General features: G+C 59.1%; 17 protein-coding genes. 8 read left to right on the top strand and 9 right to left on the bottom strand.

Annotation, left to right across the window (positions count from 1 at the left end; translation table 11 throughout):
- Positions 1-9: 9 nt before the first annotated feature.
- Genes L0U83_RS30895 through L0U83_RS30885 form a run of 3 tightly spaced genes read left to right on the top strand, consistent with a single transcriptional unit; the run spans position 10 to position 3,507 of the window.
- Complete coding sequence (locus L0U83_RS30895; protein ID WP_233888000.1) at positions 10-942, top strand: electron transfer flavoprotein subunit alpha/FixB family protein; 933 nt, start codon at positions 10-12, stop codon at positions 940-942.
- On the top strand, positions 932-1,837 hold the full coding sequence (locus L0U83_RS30890) for an HpcH/HpaI aldolase/citrate lyase family protein (protein WP_233887999.1): 906 nt from the start codon (positions 932-934) through the stop codon (positions 1,835-1,837). The genes L0U83_RS30895 and L0U83_RS30890 overlap by 11 nt, the downstream gene beginning before the upstream one ends.
- On the top strand, positions 1,834-3,507 hold the full coding sequence (locus L0U83_RS30885; protein WP_233887998.1) for an electron transfer flavoprotein-ubiquinone oxidoreductase: 1,674 nt from the start codon (positions 1,834-1,836) through the stop codon (positions 3,505-3,507). Before L0U83_RS30890 ends, L0U83_RS30885 begins: the two co-directional genes overlap by 4 nt.
- Positions 3,508-3,639: 132 nt before the next feature.
- Here L0U83_RS30885 and citF read toward each other — a convergent pair whose 3' ends face one another.
- The 5 genes from citF to L0U83_RS30860 form a co-directional block, all read right to left on the bottom strand.
- Positions 3,640-5,196 (bottom strand): citrate lyase subunit alpha, encoded by a 1,557-nt coding sequence (gene citF, locus L0U83_RS30880; RefSeq protein ID WP_233887997.1) that lies wholly within the window; start codon positions 5,194-5,196, stop codon positions 3,640-3,642.
- Between the two features lie 70 nt (positions 5,197-5,266).
- On the bottom strand, positions 5,267-6,649 hold the full coding sequence (locus tag L0U83_RS30875; protein WP_233887996.1) for an MFS transporter: 1,383 nt from the start codon (positions 6,647-6,649) through the stop codon (positions 5,267-5,269).
- Positions 6,650-6,737: 88 nt separating this feature from the next.
- On the bottom strand, positions 6,738-7,916 hold the full coding sequence (locus L0U83_RS30870) for a CaiB/BaiF CoA transferase family protein (protein WP_233887995.1): 1,179 nt from the start codon (positions 7,914-7,916) through the stop codon (positions 6,738-6,740).
- A 15-nt stretch (positions 7,917-7,931) separates the two neighbouring features.
- Complete coding sequence (locus L0U83_RS30865) at positions 7,932-9,092, bottom strand: acyl-CoA dehydrogenase family protein (protein ID WP_233887994.1); 1,161 nt, start codon at positions 9,090-9,092, stop codon at positions 7,932-7,934.
- A gap of 30 nt (positions 9,093-9,122) precedes the next feature.
- Positions 9,123-9,968, bottom strand: a complete 846-nt coding sequence (locus tag L0U83_RS30860; RefSeq protein ID WP_233887993.1) for an HTD2 family dehydratase — start codon at positions 9,966-9,968, stop codon at positions 9,123-9,125.
- 148 nt (positions 9,969-10,116) lie between these two features.
- Here L0U83_RS30860 and L0U83_RS30855 point away from each other — a divergent pair, with 148 nt between their 5' ends.
- The gene (locus L0U83_RS30855) at positions 10,117-11,067 is read left to right on the top strand and encodes a LysR substrate-binding domain-containing protein (RefSeq protein WP_233887992.1); all 951 of its coding nucleotides are present in this window, start codon (positions 10,117-10,119) and stop codon (positions 11,065-11,067) included.
- 42 nt (positions 11,068-11,109) lie between these two features.
- Here the strand turns inward: L0U83_RS30855 and L0U83_RS30850 are convergent, their stop codons facing one another.
- Positions 11,110-12,042, bottom strand: coding sequence for a LysR family transcriptional regulator (locus L0U83_RS30850; RefSeq protein ID WP_233887991.1), 933 nt, complete (start codon positions 12,040-12,042; stop codon positions 11,110-11,112).
- 121 nt (positions 12,043-12,163) lie between these two features.
- On the opposite strand from L0U83_RS30850, the gene L0U83_RS30845 reads away from it, so the two are divergent.
- The 4 genes from L0U83_RS30845 to L0U83_RS30830 all read left to right on the top strand — a co-directional run bounded on the left by L0U83_RS30845 (position 12,164) and on the right by L0U83_RS30830 (position 16,208).
- Positions 12,164-12,700, top strand: coding sequence for a phosphonopyruvate decarboxylase (locus tag L0U83_RS30845; protein ID WP_233887990.1), 537 nt, complete (start codon positions 12,164-12,166; stop codon positions 12,698-12,700).
- Positions 12,700-13,296 (top strand): thiamine pyrophosphate-dependent enzyme, encoded by a 597-nt coding sequence (locus L0U83_RS30840; RefSeq protein ID WP_233887989.1) that lies wholly within the window; start codon positions 12,700-12,702, stop codon positions 13,294-13,296. The genes L0U83_RS30845 and L0U83_RS30840 overlap by 1 nt, the downstream gene beginning before the upstream one ends.
- Before the next feature lie 20 nt (positions 13,297-13,316).
- Positions 13,317-14,795 carry an aldehyde dehydrogenase gene (locus L0U83_RS30835; protein ID WP_233887988.1) on the top strand — a complete coding sequence of 493 codons (1,479 nt, stop codon included), beginning with the start codon at positions 13,317-13,319 and terminating at the stop codon, positions 14,793-14,795.
- 108 nt (positions 14,796-14,903) lie between these two features.
- The gene (locus L0U83_RS30830) at positions 14,904-16,208 is read left to right on the top strand and encodes an MFS family transporter (protein WP_233887987.1); all 1,305 of its coding nucleotides are present in this window, start codon (positions 14,904-14,906) and stop codon (positions 16,206-16,208) included.
- Here the strand turns inward: L0U83_RS30830 and L0U83_RS30825 are convergent.
- The 3 genes from L0U83_RS30825 to L0U83_RS30815 form a co-directional block, all read right to left on the bottom strand.
- On the bottom strand, positions 16,193-17,311 hold the full coding sequence (locus tag L0U83_RS30825; protein WP_233887986.1) for an FUSC family protein: 1,119 nt from the start codon (positions 17,309-17,311) through the stop codon (positions 16,193-16,195). The genes L0U83_RS30830 and L0U83_RS30825 overlap by 16 nt on opposite strands.
- A 36-nt stretch (positions 17,312-17,347) precedes the next feature.
- Positions 17,348-18,004, bottom strand: coding sequence for an alpha/beta hydrolase (locus L0U83_RS30820; RefSeq protein WP_233887985.1), 657 nt, complete (start codon positions 18,002-18,004; stop codon positions 17,348-17,350).
- A gap of 467 nt (positions 18,005-18,471) precedes the next feature.
- Complete coding sequence (locus L0U83_RS30815; protein ID WP_233887984.1) at positions 18,472-19,260, bottom strand: putative hydro-lyase; 789 nt, start codon at positions 19,258-19,260, stop codon at positions 18,472-18,474.
- Between the last annotated feature and the right edge of the window lie 21 nt (positions 19,261-19,281).

The raw sequence follows: 19,281 nt of genomic DNA, 5'->3' as shown, positions 1-19,281 counted from the left end.
GAGACGAAAATGACGAATCTGGTTATTGCTGAACACGACAATCACTCGATCAAGGCAGCGACGCTGAACACCGTCGCTGCAGCACAGAAGATTGGCGGCGACGTGCACGTGCTGGTCGCGGGCCACAACGCCCAGGCTGCAGCGGACGCAGCCGCGAAGATCGCAGGCGTGGCGAAGGTGCTGCTCGCCGACGCGCCGCAACTCGAACAGGGTCTTGCAGAGAACGTCGAAGCGACGGTTATTGCGATCGCCAAGAACTACTCGCACATCCTGGCGCCGGCAACGGCAGCGGGCAAGAACGTCACGCCACGTATCGCCGCGAAGCTCGACGTCGCGCAGATCAGCGACATCACGGCCGTGGATTCGCCGGACACGTTCGAGCGTCCGATCTACGCGGGCAATGCGATCGCGACGGTGCAATCGGTCGATCCGATCAAGGTCATCACCGTTCGCACGACGGCGTTTGATCCCGTTGCTGCCGAAGGCGGCAGCGCCGCGGTCGAGAAGCTCGAAGCGGCAGCAGACAGCGGCCTGACGCAGTTCGTCGGCCGTGAAGTCACGAAGCTCGACCGTCCGGAACTCACGAGCGCGAAGGTCATCGTCTCGGGTGGGCGTGGTCTGGGCAGTGGCGAAAACTACACGAAGGTTCTTGAGCCGCTCGCCGACAAGCTCAACGCCGCACTCGGCGCCTCGCGCGCAGCAGTCGATGCGGGCTACGTGCCGAACGACTACCAGGTCGGCCAGACCGGCAAGATCGTCGCGCCGCAACTGTACGTGGCAGTCGGCATCTCGGGTGCGATCCAGCATCTGGCCGGCATGAAGGACTCGAAGGTGATCGTCGCGATCAACAAGGACGAAGAAGCACCGATCTTCAGCGTGGCCGACTATGGCCTCGTGGGCGATCTGTTTGCAGCCGCACCGGAGCTTGTCAATGCTATCTGATCGCAAGACGGCGCCAACGGCGTCCCAAGCTCGCCACGAGGCGGTCAGCGCGGCATTCTCGGCTCAATCGTTTCTTTTCGTACCAGGAAGTCGCCCGGAGCGCTTTGAACGCGCCCTTGGCAGCGGAGCGGACACGGTTATTATCGACCTCGAAGATGCCGTCGAGCCAGCGGCCAAGGACGCGGCGCGCGAGAACATCGTGAAATTTGCTTCGCGCAATCACCCAGTCCTAGTGCGCATCAACGGCCGCGCTACGCCGTGGTTCGAACAGGACGCGAAACTTGGCGCGCTCGACGGTGTCGCTGGCATCGTGCTGCCCAAGGCAGAGCAGGCGACCGACGTTAGGTCGGTTGTCTCCCTGGCGCGCCGCCGGGTGCCCGTATACCCTCTGATCGAGAGCGCTCTAGGCATGTGGAATGCCTTGGAAATTGCCCAGGCGCCATATGTAAAGCGCTTGATGTTTGGCACGCTGGACTTCATCGCAGAGATGGGGATGCCGGACGACGGCGAGCCGCTGAATCAGTATCGTGCGCAGCTCGCGTTGATTTCGCGAGTAGCGGGAATCGACACGCCAGTTGACGGCGTGACCCCCGACATTCACGACGTCGCGCACATCGAACGTGACGCGCTTAACGGTAAGCACCAGGGTTTCGGCGCGAAGCTTTGTATCCATCCGAAACAGGTCGACGCGGTGCACCGCTGCTATCGCCCGAGCGCGGAGGAACTGGCGTGGGCCGCCCGAGTTGCTGAGGCCGCAAGCATGGCCGACTCGGGTGCGATTACCGTGGACGGGAAGATGGTCGATAAGCCTGTGCTACTGCGTGCCGAGCGGATTCTTGCGCTTGCCGCCGCGCTGAGTCAGCCGGCCAGAGAGGCAGTGGCGGTGGTTGGATGACAACAGCAAGCATTCTGGAGCAATACGGTCCACGCGAGTCGATGGAATACGACGTGGTGATCGTCGGCGGTGGCCCAGCCGGCCTGTCCGCCGCGATCCGCCTGAAGCAGCTGGCCGCGGAGAAAGGCGCTGAAATCGGCGTGTGCGTGCTGGAAAAGGGCTCGGAAATCGGGGCGCATATCCTCTCGGGCGCAGTCATGGATCCGCGTGCCCTGAACGAGCTGATTCCGGACTGGAAAGAGCAAGGCGCACCGCTGAACGTGCCCGTGACCGAGGACAAGTTCCTTTTTCTTTCCGAAACCGGGGCTAAATCGGTGCCGAACTGGGCGCTGCCCGACAACTTCAAGAACCACGGCAACTACGTCATCAGCCTCGCGAACGTCACGCGCTGGCTGGGCCAGCAGGCCGAGGCGCTGGGCGTGGAGATCTTCCCGGGCTTCCCCGCTGCCGAAGTGCTCTACAACGACGACGGCTCGGTCAAGGGCGTCGCCACCGGCAACATGGGTGTGGGCAAGGACGGCGAGCCCACCGAGAACTTCCAGCTCGGCATGGAGCTGCATGCCAAATACACGCTGTTCTGCGAAGGCTGCCGCGGTCACCTGGGCCGGCAGCTGAACGAGAAGTTCAAGCTGGGCAAGGATTCGGACCCGCAGGTCTACGGCATCGGTATCAAGGAACTCTGGGAGATCGATCCGGCGAAGCACCAGCCGGGCCTCGTGATTCACACCGCCGGCTGGCCGCTCGAATCGGACACCTACGGCGGCTCGTTCCTGTATCACATCGACAACAACCAGGTGATGGTGGGTTTTGTCGTGGGTCTGGCGTACCAGAACCCCTACCTCTCGCCGTTCGAGGAATTCCAGCGCTACAAGACTCACCCGGAGATCCGCAAGTACCTCGAAGGCGGCAAACGGGTGTCGTACGGCGCGCGCGCGATCACCGCAGGCGGCCTGATGTCGCTGCCCAAGCTCGTGTTCCCGGGCGGCGCGCTCGTGGGCGACGATGCGGGCTTTTTGAACGCCTCGCGCATCAAGGGCAGCCACGCGGCGATCAAGACCGGCATGCTGGCCGCAGATGCGGCATTTGAAGCCGTGCAGGCCGGCCGCCAGAGCGATGAACTCGCGGCCTATCCGAAAGCGTTCAAGCAGTCGTGGCTCCACACGGAGCTGTACAAGGCGCGCAACTTCAAGCAGTGGATGAGCAAGGGCCTGTACCTGGGCACGCTGATGGTCGGCATCGAGCAGAAGCTGCTGGGCGGCAACGTGCCGTGGACGCTGCATCACCAGCACCGCGACCACGAAATGCTGAAACCGGCCTCGCAGTGCAAGCCGATCGAGTATCCGAAACCTGATGGCAAGCTCACGTTCGACCGGCTCTCCTCGGTGTTCATCTCGAACACGAACCACGAGGAGAACCAGCCCGCGCATCTGACGCTCAAGGACGCGAGCGTGCCCGTGAACGTGAACCTGCGCACCTACGCGGGCCCCGAAGCGCGCTTCTGCCCGGCCGCGGTGTACGAGTTCATGAAGAACGACGACGGCAGCGACCGCCTGCAGATCAACGCGCAGAACTGCGTGCACTGCAAGACGTGCGACATCAAGGACCCGACGCAGAACATCGTATGGGTCACGCCGGAAGGTGGCGGCGGGCCGAACTATCCGAACGTGTGACGCTCAGTTGGAACTCACGGCGACTTAAGTTTGGGGTACGGTGTCTGAGAGCTTAGGCTGGCTACGAGCGCGTAGCCAGCCATTTTTTTTTGAAGACGCAGAGTACGAGGAGCTGAATTAGCAAGAACGCGTCTATTTGATAGGTGCACGATGTTTGGACGCCCTAACTACGTCAATGATTGTTCCGTCCCGGTATTGCTGTAGCGCGACGATGCGCTTGCTCTCCTCTACATTGGGCATTTCGGTGCTCACTTTCCCCGCTGCCTCAATAGATAGATCATGAAGGCGCGCAATGGACAACATTGGGATGCGCGCTCCCGCCAAAGTTTCCAAGAGGTCGGCGCGGCGCGGATTCACGGCGACTCCGGCTTCCGTGACGATCACGTCAATCGTCGAACCCGGAGTAGTCAGCGTGCGGACGCGCTCTGTAATCTTGGCGTTGGCGCCGGCATTGAGTCGAGTCGTGACGATTGAAAGCTTCGCTCCGGCGGCGGTATCGCTGTGGCCGCCAGAGCCGCCGATCAACCGGCCATCACTGGCGGTGGTGACGTTGACGTTGAAGTCAAGATCGACCTCTGACGCGCCAAGGATCATTACATCGAGCCTGTCCACGACGGCGCCGCGTGATTCGGGATTCGCATACATGGAAGAGGACATGCGTTGATGAGCTGCATGGTCACGATACGACTGCACTGCACGCAAATCGAAGCACTGTACGTCGAATAGACTCCGGAGGAGGCCGAGTTCGAGCATCTCGATAATGTGGCCCGTTATGCCCCCTGATGCAAAGCTGCCTGTGACACTCTTCTTCTGCATTGCCTCCTTGAAACAGCGAGCAACGGCAAGGGATATGCCTCCAGCTCCGGTCTGGAACGAAAAGCCTTCTCGCAGCAGCCCGGCCGCCACCGTCACCTGAGTAGCTAGGGAAGCAATGTGGAGCCCGCGGGGGTCCTCCGTTATCGTCGTTGTGCCCGATATGATCTGCTTCGCGTCACCTATCGTGGGCACGCACACGACAAGGTCGACTTGTTCTTGCGGAATTTCAACGGGACACGCGGGGTAGGGGACGAGGTTTTCCGTAACCGCTACCACACGCTTTGCGAACTGTGCGTCGGCCACCGCGTAGCCGAGCGGGCCGCAAGCCGCAGGTCCTATGACACTGCAAATATTTCCGTAGTCATCGGCAGTCGGTGCGGCGATGAACGCGATGTCAATTTGCAGTTCACCATTTTCAATCGCTCGAGCGCGTCCACCATGCGTCTGGAGAACCGCGGGTTGCTCGAGACAGCCTGCGGCAATTGCGTCTGCCACTGGGCCTGAAGCATACGCCGTGTAGATACGGGTAATGACGCCGCGCTCGATCAGTTCGACCAGAGGCGCATGTACCGGGAAAATCGAACTCGGTGCAATTGACAGATTCCGAAGGCCGAGTCTGGCGGCCTCCGCAAGCACCATATTCATCACCTGATCGCCATTACGTAGGTGATGATGGAACGATAGCGTTGATCCGTCACGGACGCCGCATTCTACTAATGCAGTGCGCACGTCCGGGACCACTTTTGACATACCGGGCTGACGTTTGATAGCCAGCCGGTCGCAAAGCGAGGGCATTGGCATGCCGTCGAACGGTGGGATGTCTCCGAAGCCCTCGACAAAAACGGGGACCTCACGACCTGCAGCGTTCTGCATCTGAGACCTCGAAAACGGAGCTTTTGCGCGAAACCCGTAGTGGTCGTCGCGTATTTGATATCGGTAGCCGCTAATGGATGCCGGCAGCAGCGTCCAGGCCTTCCGTATCGGATGAGCCTGGAGCGATGTCCTCCAGCGAGTGGCGACCGGTTTCGATCCGCAACAGGCCAATCGCAATACAAAGTACAGCAAGGACAATGCTGACCATTGCAATCACTCCCGAGACGCCGAAGCGCTCATAGAGCAACAGCGCGAGGTACGGGGTGGCGATGGAGGATGCACGACCGCACGTACCGGCAACACCGGTGCCTCGCAGCCGCACTTCGGTCGGAAACAGTTCGGGGATGTAGCCGAAGAGTCCGAGTGTCGTAATCGTATAGATTCCGCTGACGAGGCAGAAGCCTACGAAAATGATTGCAGCAGGTTCCCTCAAGGTCACGTAGAGCCATCCGAGCATGACGCTTAGTACAGATGCAATTACGATACCCTTGGCTCGTCCGATCCGGTCCGCAGTCAGATAGCCGATGAGGCCACCGACGGGCGAGCCGACGGACATGAGGAACACGAAGCCGAGCGACTTCACGACAGAGAGACCTTCAGTGACGAAGAAAGTCGGCAACCATGCGATAAATCCGTAAAGGCCGACATTAACGCCAATTGCGGTGAGCGCCGCAACCGCCGTACGGCCCCGCATGCCGCGCGAAAAGAGAACGCTTAGGGGCGCCTTTCCCACATTCAGATTGACGGTCCGGCCAACAGGCGGCAGGTCCCCAACTTGTGCACGCACTTCCTGCTCAATTGCCGAGAGCGTTGCCTCGGCTTCTTCCAGCCGCCCCACGGACTCCAGCCATCGAGGCGACTCCGGCATACGATGTCGAAGAAACCAGACAACCAGGGCACCGGCGCCTGCGACCGCGAACATGTATCGCCAGCCGAGATGCGGAATGACCCAGTAACCTGCTGCGAGCGCGGCGAAGAGCCCGGTATTTGTGATGATGGCGAGCAGCGAAACCCATTTCCCGCGCGTGGCAGGTGGCACGAATTCAGCGAGCGTACCCGCTGCGACCACGAGCTCAGCGCCTAGCCCAATACCCATTATGAAACGCAAACCAATCAGCCACTCGATTGACGGGGCGAAGCACGCTGCGATCGATGCGATGCCAAAAATCGCCAGATTTAGCTGATAGGAGTAGCGCCGTCCGAGTCTGTCACCGAGGTACCCAGCCAGGAAGGCGCCAATCATCATTCCCACAAACGTGGATGAGACAAAAATAGCACCATGGTGAAGATCCGTGAAACCTTCCTTGACCATAGCTGCTACGGAGCCGTTGGCGAGGTAGATATCGAATGCGTCAAGGAATGCACCACCGGCGATGAGACCGAGAATCTTCCAATGGAATCTGGAAATAGGTAACCGGTCAAGCCGGCCAGCGGCGTTGACAGAACTTGCCATGATTGTCTCCAATATTCTTTCGCCTCAGCATTAAGGCGATGCTGCTAAGGCGTCTGCTTTCGCTGATACTTCGTGTTTGATGAGTGGCCTAGACCGCGCCGGAGTGATGCAAAGCCTGTACGCTGTCGTCTCCGTAGCCAAGTTCTCGCAGGATTGCGTCCGTGTGCTCGCCGAGTGATGGAACTGGGTCCATGCGCGGAGCGTCTTCGTGAGTTACGCCCGGGGGGTAGAGGGCGGGGATTTCGCCGGCTGGTGTGGTGACTCGTGTCCAACGCTTGCGCGCGACAAGTTGTTCATGTGCCCAGACAGCCTGCATGTCGTTCATGTGAGCGTTGGCAATCTTGGCCTCCTCAAGGCGTTCAATGACCTGTTGCGCCGTCAGTGCGGAGAGCGACTCCTCGATGAGGCGACCAAGCTCAGTGCGGTTTTCGACGCGGCGGCTGTTGGAGCTGAAACGAGCATCGACCGCCAGTTCGGGCATTTGAACCACCGTCTCACAGAAGCTCTTCCATTCCCGCTCATTCTGGAGTCCGAGCATCACAGTCTTGCCGTCTCCAGCTCTGAACGGACCATACGGATAGATCGTCGCATGCGATGCCCCGGTACGCTTCGGCGCCGTCTGGCCGTCGATTGCGTAGTACAACGGATAGCTCATCCACTCGACCATACTTTCCAGCATTGAGACGTCGATTCGACGGCCACGCCCCGTCTTCCCACGTTCGATTAGGGCCGCAAGGATGTTGGTGTAAGCGTACATCCCGGCAGCGATGTCCGCGATTGAACAGCCGGCCTTCGCAGGCTCGCCCGGCGAACCTGTGATACTGAGAAAGCCAGACTCACTTTGAATGAGCAGGTCGTAGGCTTTCTTGTCACGATAAGGGCCGTCGAGTCCGTAACCGGAAATGTCGCAGACAATCAGCCTTGGGTGACGCGCCTTCAGCGTTTCGAAATCAAGTCCGAGGCGCTGCGTCGCCCCGGGCGCGAGGTTTTGAACGAACACGTCGGCATCAGCCAGCAGGCCGTGGACAACTTCCATGGCCTCCGGGCGTTTGACATCGAGCGTGATGCTCTCCTTCGAGCGGTTCGTCCACACGAAATGCGATGCGAGTCCATGGACTCGCTCGTCGTAGTTGCGCGCGAAGTCGCCGGTGCCGGGGCGTTCGACCTTGATCACGCGGGCGCCGAGATCTGCGAGTTGTCGCGTGCAGAACGGGGCGGCGATCGCGTGCTCGAATGTGATGACCTTGATTCCTTCGAGGGGGCGCATGAGCGGATTCTCTGGTTAGAACGAGCGGGGCAGGCCGAGAATATGCTCGGCAACGTACGAGAGAATCAGGTTTGTCGAGATCGGCGCTACCTGATAGAGGCGGGTCTCCCGGAATTTCCGTTCAACGTCGTACTCGCTGGCGAATCCGAAGCCGCCATGGAACTGCAGGCAGGCGTTCGCCGCTTCCCACGATGCGTCGGCGGCCAGAAGCTTCGCCATGTTTGCTTGCGCGCCGCAAGGTTCGTGAGCATCGAAACGGCGGGCTGCTTCGAAACGCATCAAGCTTGCGGCTTCAACATTGATGTACGATCGCGCGATCGGAAACTGGACGCCTTGGTTCTGTCCAATCGGACGACCGAACACGACGCGATCTTTCACATACTGCGATACCTTGTCCACGAACCAGTAACCATCGCCGATGCATTCCGCAGCAATCAGCGTACGCTCGGCATTCAGACCATCGAGGATGTACTTAAAGCCCTTTCCTTCTTCTCCGATAAGGTTTTCTGCAGGAATCTCGAGGTTGTCGAAGAAGAGCTCGTTCGTCTCGTGATTGACCATGTTGGGGATGGGACGTACGGTCATACCCTTATTGATGGCCTGGTGCAGGTCCACGATGAAGATGGACATGCCCTCGCTTTTCTTCGTTACGTCGGACAGCGGCGTCGTTCGCGCCAGGAGGATCATGAGATCGGAGTGTTGAATGCGTGAAATCCACACCTTCTGACCGTTGACGACATAACGGTCGCCCTTGCGTACCGCCGTCGTCTTGATCTTCGTGGTATCCGTCCCAGTTGTCGGCTCGGTCACCCCCATCGATTGCAAACGCAGTTCACCGGACGCGATCTTGGGTAGATAGAGTGCCTTCTGTTCCGGGGACCCGTGCCGCAACAATGTGCCCATGTTGTACATCTGGCCATGACAGGCGCCGGAATTGCCGCCGCTTCGGTTGATCTCCTCCATGATGACCGATGCCTCGGTAAGCCCGAGGCCCGATCCACCGTATTCCTGCGGAATCAGTGCGGCGAGCCAACCCGCCTTGGTGAGCGCGTCGACGAAGGCTTCGGGATAGCCGCGCTCTTCGTCCACCTTGCGGAAATACTCCGCGGGAAATTGGCTGCACAGATCGCGGACGGCTTCGCGAATGTCTTGGAACTGGTCAACTGCGTTGTTCATGATGTCAAGTCCGGTGAATTGATGGTGTGGTCAAGCGAGTACGGCGCGGGCAGACATCGTCAGCCAGCCTTCGTGATCCTTTGCCCACAGGTCGATAGATTTGCCGTCGTTTGCGCGACGTCCACAGACCGAGAATGAGTTGCCGAGGAACGTCGGTCTCACGGCCTTGAATGAGTATTCGCGCACCATCGCCTCCGGCGCGAAGCGTGCAACGCTGTCGAGCAACAGGGTGGCAATCAGAGGACCATGCACGACGAGATCGGGATAGCCCTCGACGTCGCGCGCATAGTCGCCGTCGTAATGGATCCGGTGCCCGTTGAAGGTGAGGGCCGAATAGCGAAACAGCATGACCTCGGTCGGTGCGATGGCACGTTCCCATTCAGCGCCGTCCGGGGCGGGCGTGGGCTTCGGTTGTAGTTGACCGGGTTGCGCGAGTTCGCGATAGACGATGTCCTGCTCTTCACGAATAGCCGTGGTGCCGGCCACGTTGATCTTATGTTCAACAGTCACGAATGCGAGCCTGCCACTGCGGCCTTCCTTGTGCTCGACAGACGTGACACGCGAAACGCGTTCAGCTTGGGAGCCGATTGTGAGAGGCGAAATGAAGGTAATGCGACCACCTGCGGCCATGCGCCTTGGTAGTCCGAGGTCGGGGAGAAAACCGCCTTTCTGCGGGTGCCCGTCTGTTCCCAAATCGGCCTGCGGAGCAGGTGTCCAGAAGTAGAGCCAGTGCCACATTGGAGGCAGCGGCTCTCCGTTGCGGAAAACCGTAGAACAGTCGAGGGTGGCTCCAAGTGCCGAGGCAGCCGCAGGAGAAATAAGGTCGGTGGTGGCTTGCACAGGCTGAAGCTGCTGTGCAGTCAGGGGGGTATTCATTCAGTTCGTCTCCAGCGCCAGTCTGGGCAGCGCTTTCAGAATTGGAATGAGACGACTCTATGCGAATGATCCCTGCGCTGGAAATATCGATTGAATGTGCCCGGCATAGATGTATCCTATGGGCCATCGCATCCCGCAGGACTCAATCATGGACATTCGCCAGCTCCGCTATTTCGTCAACATCGTCGACTACGGGAGTCTGGGCAAGGCTGCGGAAAAACTGTATGTCGCTCAACCGTCGCTCAGCCAGCAGATCGCGAAGCTGGAGGACGATGTGGGTGTGCCGCTACTCATCCGTAGCTCTCAAGGTGTTAAGCCGACGGCCGCCGGGCAGGCAATGTACCGCCATGCACGTCTTGTTTTGCACCAGATGGAGCAACTCCGTCAGGAGGTTCGCGAGGGTGCCGGTGCTGAATCGGGGACCGTCGCTATCGGGTTCCCTACTACGATGGTGTCAATCCTCGCGATGCCCGTGTTCGAGCGGGTCCGGGCACGCTATCCTGGTATCCGGCTGCAACTGTTCGAAAGTATGAGCGGCTACCTGGATGAGCTGTTGGCGAACGGCCGTCTGGACCTTGCCATTCTTTTTCGCGATACAACCACACCAGGTATTACGACGCTGCCCGTGCTCGATGAGGAGCTTTACGTCCTTGGCGAGCCGGGTGGTGAAATTGGGGCACGCATGCGCACGTGCCCGTTGGCCGCGTTGGCGAATGTCCCACTTGTCGCGCCCGGGCAATCGAATGGACTACGGCTGTTGACAGAGCGGACTTTCGCCCGGGAACAGATTCCGCTAAATATCATCGCCGATATTGATTCACTGCCAACGCTATTGGCAATCGCGCAGTCCGGCCAGGCTTGCACAATCTTGCCTGCATCGGCGGTTAGTGCCCGCTCGGCGGCCGACAAGCCGAAGATGCGACGTATCATCGATCCGGTAGTCCGAAGACCAGCAAGTATCTGCTGGCCCAACTCTGTGCCAGTGAGTTCGGCTGCACTCGCGATCCGATCAACGATCTGCGAACTCATCAACGAGCTTTGCGCCAACGGCGTTTGGACGGGAATTGAATTGCGTCCGCCGCAGACTGCTGCAACCTGATACAGGCCTGCTCCAAGCGGGCGACGACGTGCAGTCGGGGCATCATTCCTCCAACCATTGGGCCGATGGCCAGGCGCCGCGATCCACTGCATTTTTCATTTCCGCGATGAGCACTGCGGTTGTGCAGCGGACTGAAATCGGGATGCGACGCGCGTTGGGGAGGGCGAGAACGATGCGGCGCTGGAGCTTGGGATCGTGCAATTGCACGGTGCGCAGTTGTCCACGTGAGACGTCGTCCACTACCGCGATTGCTGGGAGGATCGTAAAACCATGGCCATGCGCGACGAGTGTCTTTTGAACGTCCATGGAGTTTGTTTCTGCCACGACCTCAAACGATATGCCGGCATCGCGGCAAGCCTGCTCAAGCAGGCTTCGAATGCCGTGCGGGGCGCTTGTCATTACCATCGGCTGCCCCGCCAGGTCCGAGAAAGACATGGACAGGGATGTATCTCGATCATTGGACGGCGGGGCGATAAGGCAGAGGGTTTCCTCAAGGAGAACCTGCACCTGGATCGTTGGGGTGGTTTTCGGGTTGTATAGCAGTGCGGCATCCACTTCGCCTGTTTCTAGCCACTTCTGCAGGTGCCCCGCATAGCCCACGGCAATCGTTAGACGAATGCCGGGATAGCGGTCTCTGACCGCGCTCACAAGAGGCCCGGACAGCAGGCTTGATGTGCTCGGCAAGAGCCCGATCGTGACATCGCCGGAGATTTGTGCGTCATCCGGTTGGATTTCTGCCCGCGCGCGGTCGAGTTCCTGAAGCGCTCGACGCGCATGTTCGACGAGGATATCTCCAGCTTCCGTCAACTCCATACCGTAGCGTCCGCGCTCAAACATCGGCGTCCCGATGTCTTCCTCAAGCAATTTGAGCTGCCGCGACACGGCCGGTTGCACAATGTGCAGAGTCTCCGCAGCCCTGGTCACGCTGCCTGTCTCAGCAACCGCAAGTAGCGCACGTAGTTGCTTGATGTCCATGCAAATCTCTCCGTCTCTCACCCATGCGAATTTGTGATTCCTGCATCACAAATCTCTATTTCATGGGGTCACATATCGCATTCTATGATGCCAGTGTGAACTTTACTAAGGAGCACACGGAATGACTAGCGTGACAGGACAAGCGCCAGCCTGGCAGGAGTCCATCTTTTCGGTTCTGAAAGCGGGCGGTGTCCGGCAGATTGCATACGTGCCAGATGCCGGACATTCCCACGTTATCCGCCGTGCGAAGGAAGACACGGAAATCGAGGACGTCGTGCTCACAACCGAGGAGGAAGGTGTTGCCGTCGTCAGCGGCGCCTGGCTCGGCGGGCAGCGGGCGGCCCTGTTGATGCAGAGCAGTGGTGTCGGCAACTGCGTGAACATGTTCTCGCTCCTCAGCAGCTGCAGCTTCCCGTTCTTTACCCTCGTAACCATGCGGGGAGAGTATGCGGAGTTCAATCCCTGGCAGGGTCCGATGGGCAAGACGACCCAGGCTGCACTGGAGCTCATGGGCATTACCGTGTTGCGCGCAGAGCGCCCGGAAGATGTCGAAGAGATTGTCAGTGCTGGTTTCGATGCGGCGTTTGAGGCGGGTGAGCGAGTTGCTGTGTTGCTGTCACAGAGCCTGATTGGTCGCAAGAAGTGGGAGAGAAAGTAATGAGTGAACAGAACAAGACGCCGGAAATCGAGCGCCGTGCATTCGTTTCCAGATTGCTGGCAGGCGTACCAGACGCGCTGGTGGTGACTGGATTGGGTTCTCCGTCCTACGACGTGTTCGCAGCGGGTGACCGTGCAGGCAATTTCTATCTGTGGGGTGCGATGGGCGGCGCCGCGGCTCTCGGGCTCGGATTGGCGTTGGCACAACCGGAAAAGTCTGTACTGGTTGTCACGGGCGACGGCGAGCAGCTGATGGGCATCGGTGCGCTTGGAACGATTGGGGCGAAGCGCCCGAAGAACCTCACCATTGTGGTGCTCGACAACGGTCACTATGGCGAAACTGGCATGCAGCAGAGTCACTCCAGCCTTGGTACGGATCTCGTCGCGGTCTCGAAAGGCTTCGGCATTGAGGATTCTTTCGCGGTTTGGAACGAAGCTGGATATTCACAGATCGTCGAGCGGATCAACGCCCGCCAAGCGACGGCGTTCGCGCAAATTCACATCCGTGCAGAAGAGCCGCCGCGTGCGCTTCCGCCCCGTGATGGCGTGTACATCAAGAATCGGTTCCGGGGTGGTCTCGGATTTCAGCCGTTCTAATCGTTGCAGGTGAGACTGAGATGCAGCGCTATTCACTCTATATCGATGGCACGCAATGCGATTCCGCAAGCGGTCAATGGTTTCACAGTGACAATCCGTTCACTGGCAAGCCATGGGCTGAGATTGCACGCGGTAACGAATCGGATGTGGACCGGGCCGTGCAAGTTGCACATCGCGCTTTTCGCTCTGGGCCCTGGAAGGATTTGACGCCTAGCGCTCGGGGGCAACTGCTTTGCCGCCTCGCTGACCTGATTGCAGAAAACGCCTCCCGGCTCGCGGAAATTGAAGTGCGCGACAATGGCAAGCTGTTCGCGGAGATGCATGCGCAGCTACAGTATCTTCCCCAGTGGTATCGGTACTACGGCGGACTGGCGGATAAGGTACAGGGCGCCGTCATACCGCTCGACAAGAAGGGGTATTTCAACTTCACGCGGCGTGAGCCGCTGGGAGTCGTAGCGGTCATCACGCCGTGGAATTCTCCGCTGATGCTGTTGACGTGGAAGCTTGCTCCCGCGCTCGCTGCCGGTTGTACCGTTGTCATCAAGCCATCGGAATTCACGTCGGCCTCGACCCTGGAGTTCGTCGAACTGTTGTCTGCCGCAGGCTTCCCCCCTGGGGTCGTCAACGTGGTGACCGGCTTTGGCAATGAAGTCGGAAGCGCGTTGGTAACGCATCCTCTTGTTCGCAAGATCACCTTCACTGGTGCGGATTCGACTGGGCGCAAGATTAACGAGCAAGCAGCCCGAGATTTCAAGCATGTCGGTCTCGAGCTCGGCGGTAAGTCTCCGAACATCATATTCGATGACGCCAATCTCGATGATGCAGTGAACGGTGCCGTGTCCGGCATCTTTGCTGCGACAGGTCAGACTTGCATCGCGGGTTCGCGCCTGCTAGTTCAGGCGGGGGTCCACGATGAAGTGGTCCAGCGTGTCGTCGCCCTTGCGAAGACCGCACGTATGGGTGACCCGATGCATGCTGATACTCAGGTTGGACCGATCACTACGCCTCCGCAATACGAGAAAGTATTGAGCTACATCGGCGTCGCGCAGGCTGAGGGAGCAAGTCTTGCTCTCGGCGGCGGCGCGGCGACTCGGGCTGAGTGCGGCTCAGGTTGGTTCGTCGAGCCGACAATCTTCACGGGTGTGAGAAACGACATGAGGATTGCACAGGAGGAGGTCTTTGGTCCTGTTCTGTCGGTTATTCGTTTCCAGACCGAGGATGAGGCTGTCGCAATCGCAAACGATGTGCGCTTCGGCTTGGGCGCCGGCGTATGGACCTCCGACATTGGTCGCGCCTTCCGCATGTCCGAGCGTATTGAGTCTGGAACCGTATGGGTCAATACGTACCGCGCAGTCAGCTATCTCTCGCCATTCGGCGGCTACAAGGACTCGGGGCTGGGGCGCGAGAATGGCATCGACGCCATCACCGAGTACCTTCAGACCAAGAGCGTGTGGATCAACACTGGAGCTCCAACCGGGAATCCATTCGTACTTCGATAAAGAACTGAGTAGCGCGGGCGCAGCTATTTACGCCCGCGAATCAATCCATATCGGACACATTCAAGGTGGCACCAGACCACCGACGAAGTCCTGATGGCAGGAGACAATATGAAAGTCCACGCTTTGGCATCGGATGTGGTGCCGACTGCAGCAGATACACGCCGTAGAATCCGCGCGATCATTGGCGCATCTGCAGGTAACATGGTCGAGTGGTACGACTTCTTCATCTACTCGTTTTTCTCGCTTTACTTTGCGCACGCCTTCTTCCCGTCAGGGAATAGAACGACCGAGCTTCTGAACACGGCCGGTGTCTTTGCGACGGGTTTCCTGATGCGGCCAGTTGGAGGCTGGTTTTTTGGTCGGCTGGCTGACCGCCACGGCCGCCGAAAAGCGATGCTGGTATCGGTATTCATGATGTGCGGAGGCTCGCTGGCGATAGCGATTCTTCCAACCTACGGCCAGATAGGCGCGCTCGCGCCCGCGTTGCTTCTGGTCGTGCGTTGCGTGCAGGGACTCTCGGTGGGGGGGGAGTACGGTACGAGTGCGACGTACATGAGCGAAATCGCCCAGGCCGGCCGGCGCGGATTCTTTTCTTCGTTTCAGTACGTCACGTTGATCGCCGGCCAGATTCTGGCGCTAGTAGTGGTCGTGGTGCTTCAGCAAGCATTGCCCCACGAGGACCTGGTGTCGTGGGGATGGAGAGTACCATTCGTGCTAGGCGCAATCGGGGCGTTGGTCGCGGTTTATTTGCGTCGTTCGCTCGATGAAACAGCCACAGCGCGCGCACGTCACGATGCGCGAGCAGGAACGATTGCCGGTCTTCTCGAGCACAAGCGTGCTGTTCTCACGGTCATTGGGTTCACTGCTGGTGGTTCGCTGGCTTTCTATACTTTCACGACATACATGCAGAAGTATCTAGTCAACACTGCAGGGATGTCCGCAAAGACTGCCAGTGGAGTCATGACTGCGGCGTTGATCGCTTATATGCTAATGCAACCGGTGTTCGGTGCTCTTTCTGATCGCATCGGAAGAAGGCGCTCAATGATTCTGTTTGGCGTGCTCTCGACAATAGGTACAGTCCCGCTGCTCGACTCATTGAAACACGTTGCCAGCCCATACGTGGCATTTGCGCTGATTCTTGCGGCTCTGGCGGTCCTGAGTCTGTATACGTCCATTAGCGGCTTGATCAAGGCTGAATTGTTCCCACCCGAAGTACGGGCGCTGGGAGTTGGTTTGCCGTATGCGCTTGCCAACGCCATATTCGGTGGTTCCGCGGAGTACACCGCGTTGGCGCTCAAGGCTGGAGGGGTTGAGGCAGCCTTCTCCTGGTACGTTACTGGAATGTGCGCGCTTGTGGCTGTCGTCTCCTTCATGATGCGAGACCCGTCGACGAACGGCTATCTGAAGAACTGAGCGTTCGACAGGCTGTGTAGAGGCCTCCCGAGTACTAGCACCGGATAAAGGATCGAAATTCCGCATAGGACGCCAAGAAATCGTTCCACGCCAGGGCCAACGTCGATTGTCAGATAGTGATCCGGTACCAGAACGACAAGAAACGCGAGCGCGAACTGGGTGCCGATGTAGTTGGCCCCGGTCGTGGAGTTTTCGATATGGCGTCCAACAATCACCCCACCAACAAGTACGAGTGCCAGTGCCAGGACCGAGCTGTGGCAGAGCAACAGTGCGATGGTGGCAATACTTCCCCCGCTTAGGCATCCAATAAAGCGGTGCATCATTCGAGATCGCGTTGGACCACCGGCTGACGCCAACTGACTCATTGGGACCATCGTGACGGCAAGCACCGTGGTTCCGGCTTGAACTGGCGATGGAACTTGAATCAGGTGTGATATGAGCGGAATTAAGGCAAGAGCAATCCCACCTTTCAGGGCATGAAGGAATGCACCGAAGTGCCATCTGCGCGCTGACGCAGCGACCTCCTGCAATGGCGGGGTCCAGTATGCTCCGGACAGAGTACGTCGAATGAATGTCGTCGACAGGGAGCTGATCACGATACAACAGACAGTCCCGGTTAGCACTTCGACAACGCGATTCATTGCGAAGAGCGTCAGATTGGTTGTTTTGTCCTCAAGTGCCGCGGTCAGGACCATGCAAAAGGTGATCCCCGCGAACAGCCAGGCGTAGCCGTTCTGCTCAGTCAGCGCGAGATAAAGGGTGAACGTGCTTACTGCGAGTAGTGCAATGGCTATGCAAACGGGCGATGATGCTGACTGCGACGGGATTGCGCAAGCGAGTGCGGCGCCCACAATGGTTCCTGCGACGCGAAGGACACCCCTACGGACAGTCGACGACGCATGTGCGCGCATGACCATATAAGCGCTGAATGCCGCCCAACCGATATTGCGTTCACCGAGGAGGTGAGCACACAGAACCGTAACGATGACAGCGAGCGCGGCTTCAAGTTCATCTACCGTACGCGGGTTGAATACCGTGAGGTCGTGCAGGTCCCTCACTACGTCTTGGAGCAGGGTGGTGAGCGGCGTTAGGGTGCTTTTCATCGGGTAGTGGTTTCGAGACGCCTCCCATATGCCGGACTATCGTGTCGGCGCTATGTGTCGTTCGACAATGGAAACAAAGATGTCCAGGTAACCGGTCAAAAAGTGGTTCGCTCCCGGAAGGACGACAATAGGGAGGTGCTGAGGTTGCGCCCACTGCATCAAGTTTGCGAGTGGGGCGACGGGGTCGGCTCCACCATGTATAACGAGAGTGTCCCTGGGAACCGCTGGCGTCTCATAGCAGCGCTCTCCTTGTATGGTGCCGGAGGGGGTTCCCGCCAGGATCGTGTACGCGGGCGTTGCACCTTCCGCTGACAACTTGTTCGCGACTCGCGCTTGCACAAAGGCTCCAAACGAAAAGCCGGCGAGGGCAAGTCGCGTATCAGGATATTCCTGGCGTAGCGTTTCAACGATCTGCAGGATATCCTCGGTTTCCCCGAATCCGCTGTCATGCACGCCGTCGGTACCGCCTACGCCTCGAAAGTTTGGACGTACTGCCAGCCAGCCGAGGCGCTGGAAGGAACGAGCGAGAGCGTGCGGGACCTTGTGATGCGCCGTCCCTCCCTGCAGCGGATGGGGATGGGTGATGATCGCAATCCCACTGGGCGACAAATTTGCCGGCTTGTCGACCACCGCTTCAATCCGGCCAGCGGATCCCTGAAACGTCAATGTGGGAGTCGAAGTTGTGTCGTTCATGGCTGTCGGGTGCTGTGGGGCGAGTGATGCCTTTTTTCGCGGCGCCAATTGATGGGGGCGTATCGTGTCCAGCCAGAGACTGTCCCTTCACCGATACGCCAACACCGAGTGCGAATCCAAGAAGCAAACTTGCCGCGAACTGCCGATAATCTTTTCGTCGAGACCTCATGCTCATGGTCCTGCTACGGAGACGTTGAGTAATTCTCGCACCGCCGCTTCGTGAGCGATACGACGAGTTTTCTCTGGCCGCCATCGGTATCTCCTATGGCGCGCCCATCCGCGTCTTGGCATGGACGGTAGTGATAGTGACAACACCATCGCAGCGTGGCCGGATGGCACGCGTGCGCCCCTGACCTGATGCAAGGCGCCGCAGCAAATGCGATAGGCGAGGTTGGATGGACTCACGGCGGGACGTAGTCGCGAAACGATCAGCGAGCGCGGCTCGCCGGGTTAGCAGGCAAGGCGGTCTACACGGGCGGCACTTTCGACGGATCAAGCTGGTCCAGCCGCAGGTCCGTAACAAGCATATGGCCTGGCGCGTGTCCAATTGCGAAGTCCAGCTTTGCATCGAACAATGCCACCTGCGGCGTCAATCCGCAGGCCCAGAAAAGAGGAACCTCGCCAGGATGTACGTCGGCGATTCCCGGAAAGTCAGGCTTGCCAAGGTCGCCGATCCCAATGGCCGTCGGGTCGCCGAAGTGCACAGGCGCGCCGTGAACCTGCGGATATCGGCTCGTGAGCTCGATCGCGCGAATCGCATCGGCCGGCTTGAATGGGCGCATTGACACGGCGAGATTACCCGCGAACGGACCTGCAGGCAGGTTAGGCAGGTTCGTAACATAAACGGGTGCGCTGCCGCCGAGCTCGACGTGTCGCACAGGCAGCCCTTCTCGCAACAGAAGATATTCGAAAGAGAACGAGCAGCCCAGTGCGAACACGACCAGGTCGTCTCTCCAGAGATCTTGCAGTTGATGCGCGACTGCTGCCTTTTCGCCGTTTCGATAGATCCAGTAGCCGGTGAGATCCTGGCGGATGTCGATGTCCTCGCCCAACGTGGGGAGCGTCCATTCGCCTGGATTGCCGACCGCAAGTAGCGGACATGCCTTCGCGTTTTGCTCGCAGAAGTGCCGAAACGCAATTGCATGCGCTTCGGGAATGATGGCGAGGTTCGCTTGTACAAATACGTCGCACTGTCCCGCCGTAGGACCTGAAAATTTTCCTTCCCGCACGTTTCTGCGGAATGCCAAAGGTGTCATGTCTTTTCCTTTGTGGCCGCC

The organism is Paraburkholderia flagellata (genome assembly GCF_021390645.1).
Taxonomy (GTDB): domain Bacteria; phylum Pseudomonadota; class Gammaproteobacteria; order Burkholderiales; family Burkholderiaceae; genus Paraburkholderia; species Paraburkholderia flagellata.
The sequence above is the reverse complement of the archived record's forward strand: the minus strand, read 5'-3'. Positions and strand labels throughout refer to the sequence as shown.

Excerpts from the sequence above, each read along its gene's own strand:
- L0U83_RS30820 (WP_233887985.1), bottom strand. The coding sequence starts at position 18,004 with ATGAACGACACAACTTCGACTCCCACATTGACGTTTCAGGGATCCGCT.
- L0U83_RS30860 (WP_233887993.1), bottom strand. The coding sequence starts at position 9,968 with ATGAATACCCCCCTGACTGCACAGCAGCTTCAGCCTGTGCAAGCCACC.
- L0U83_RS30875 (WP_233887996.1), bottom strand. The coding sequence starts at position 6,649 with ATGGCAAGTTCTGTCAACGCCGCTGGCCGGCTTGACCGGTTACCTATT.
- L0U83_RS30840 (WP_233887989.1), top strand. The coding sequence starts at position 12,700 with ATGAGTGAACAGAACAAGACGCCGGAAATCGAGCGCCGTGCATTCGTT.
- L0U83_RS30895 (WP_233888000.1), top strand. The coding sequence starts at position 10 with ATGACGAATCTGGTTATTGCTGAACACGACAATCACTCGATCAAGGCA.
- L0U83_RS30830 (WP_233887987.1), top strand. The coding sequence starts at position 14,904 with ATGAAAGTCCACGCTTTGGCATCGGATGTGGTGCCGACTGCAGCAGAT.
- L0U83_RS30855 (WP_233887992.1), top strand. The coding sequence starts at position 10,117 with ATGGACATTCGCCAGCTCCGCTATTTCGTCAACATCGTCGACTACGGG.
- L0U83_RS30885 (WP_233887998.1), top strand. The coding sequence starts at position 1,834 with ATGACAACAGCAAGCATTCTGGAGCAATACGGTCCACGCGAGTCGATG.
- L0U83_RS30845 (WP_233887990.1), top strand. The coding sequence starts at position 12,164 with ATGACTAGCGTGACAGGACAAGCGCCAGCCTGGCAGGAGTCCATCTTT.
- L0U83_RS30870 (WP_233887995.1), bottom strand. The coding sequence starts at position 7,916 with ATGCGCCCCCTCGAAGGAATCAAGGTCATCACATTCGAGCACGCGATC.
- L0U83_RS30815 (WP_233887984.1), bottom strand. The coding sequence starts at position 19,260 with ATGACACCTTTGGCATTCCGCAGAAACGTGCGGGAAGGAAAATTTTCA.
- L0U83_RS30865 (WP_233887994.1), bottom strand. The coding sequence starts at position 9,092 with ATGAACAACGCAGTTGACCAGTTCCAAGACATTCGCGAAGCCGTCCGC.
- L0U83_RS30850 (WP_233887991.1), bottom strand. The coding sequence starts at position 12,042 with ATGGACATCAAGCAACTACGTGCGCTACTTGCGGTTGCTGAGACAGGC.
- L0U83_RS30835 (WP_233887988.1), top strand. The coding sequence starts at position 13,317 with ATGCAGCGCTATTCACTCTATATCGATGGCACGCAATGCGATTCCGCA.
- L0U83_RS30825 (WP_233887986.1), bottom strand. The coding sequence starts at position 17,311 with ATGAAAAGCACCCTAACGCCGCTCACCACCCTGCTCCAAGACGTAGTG.
- citF (WP_233887997.1), bottom strand. The coding sequence starts at position 5,196 with ATGCAGAACGCTGCAGGTCGTGAGGTCCCCGTTTTTGTCGAGGGCTTC.
- L0U83_RS30890 (WP_233887999.1), top strand. The coding sequence starts at position 932 with ATGCTATCTGATCGCAAGACGGCGCCAACGGCGTCCCAAGCTCGCCAC.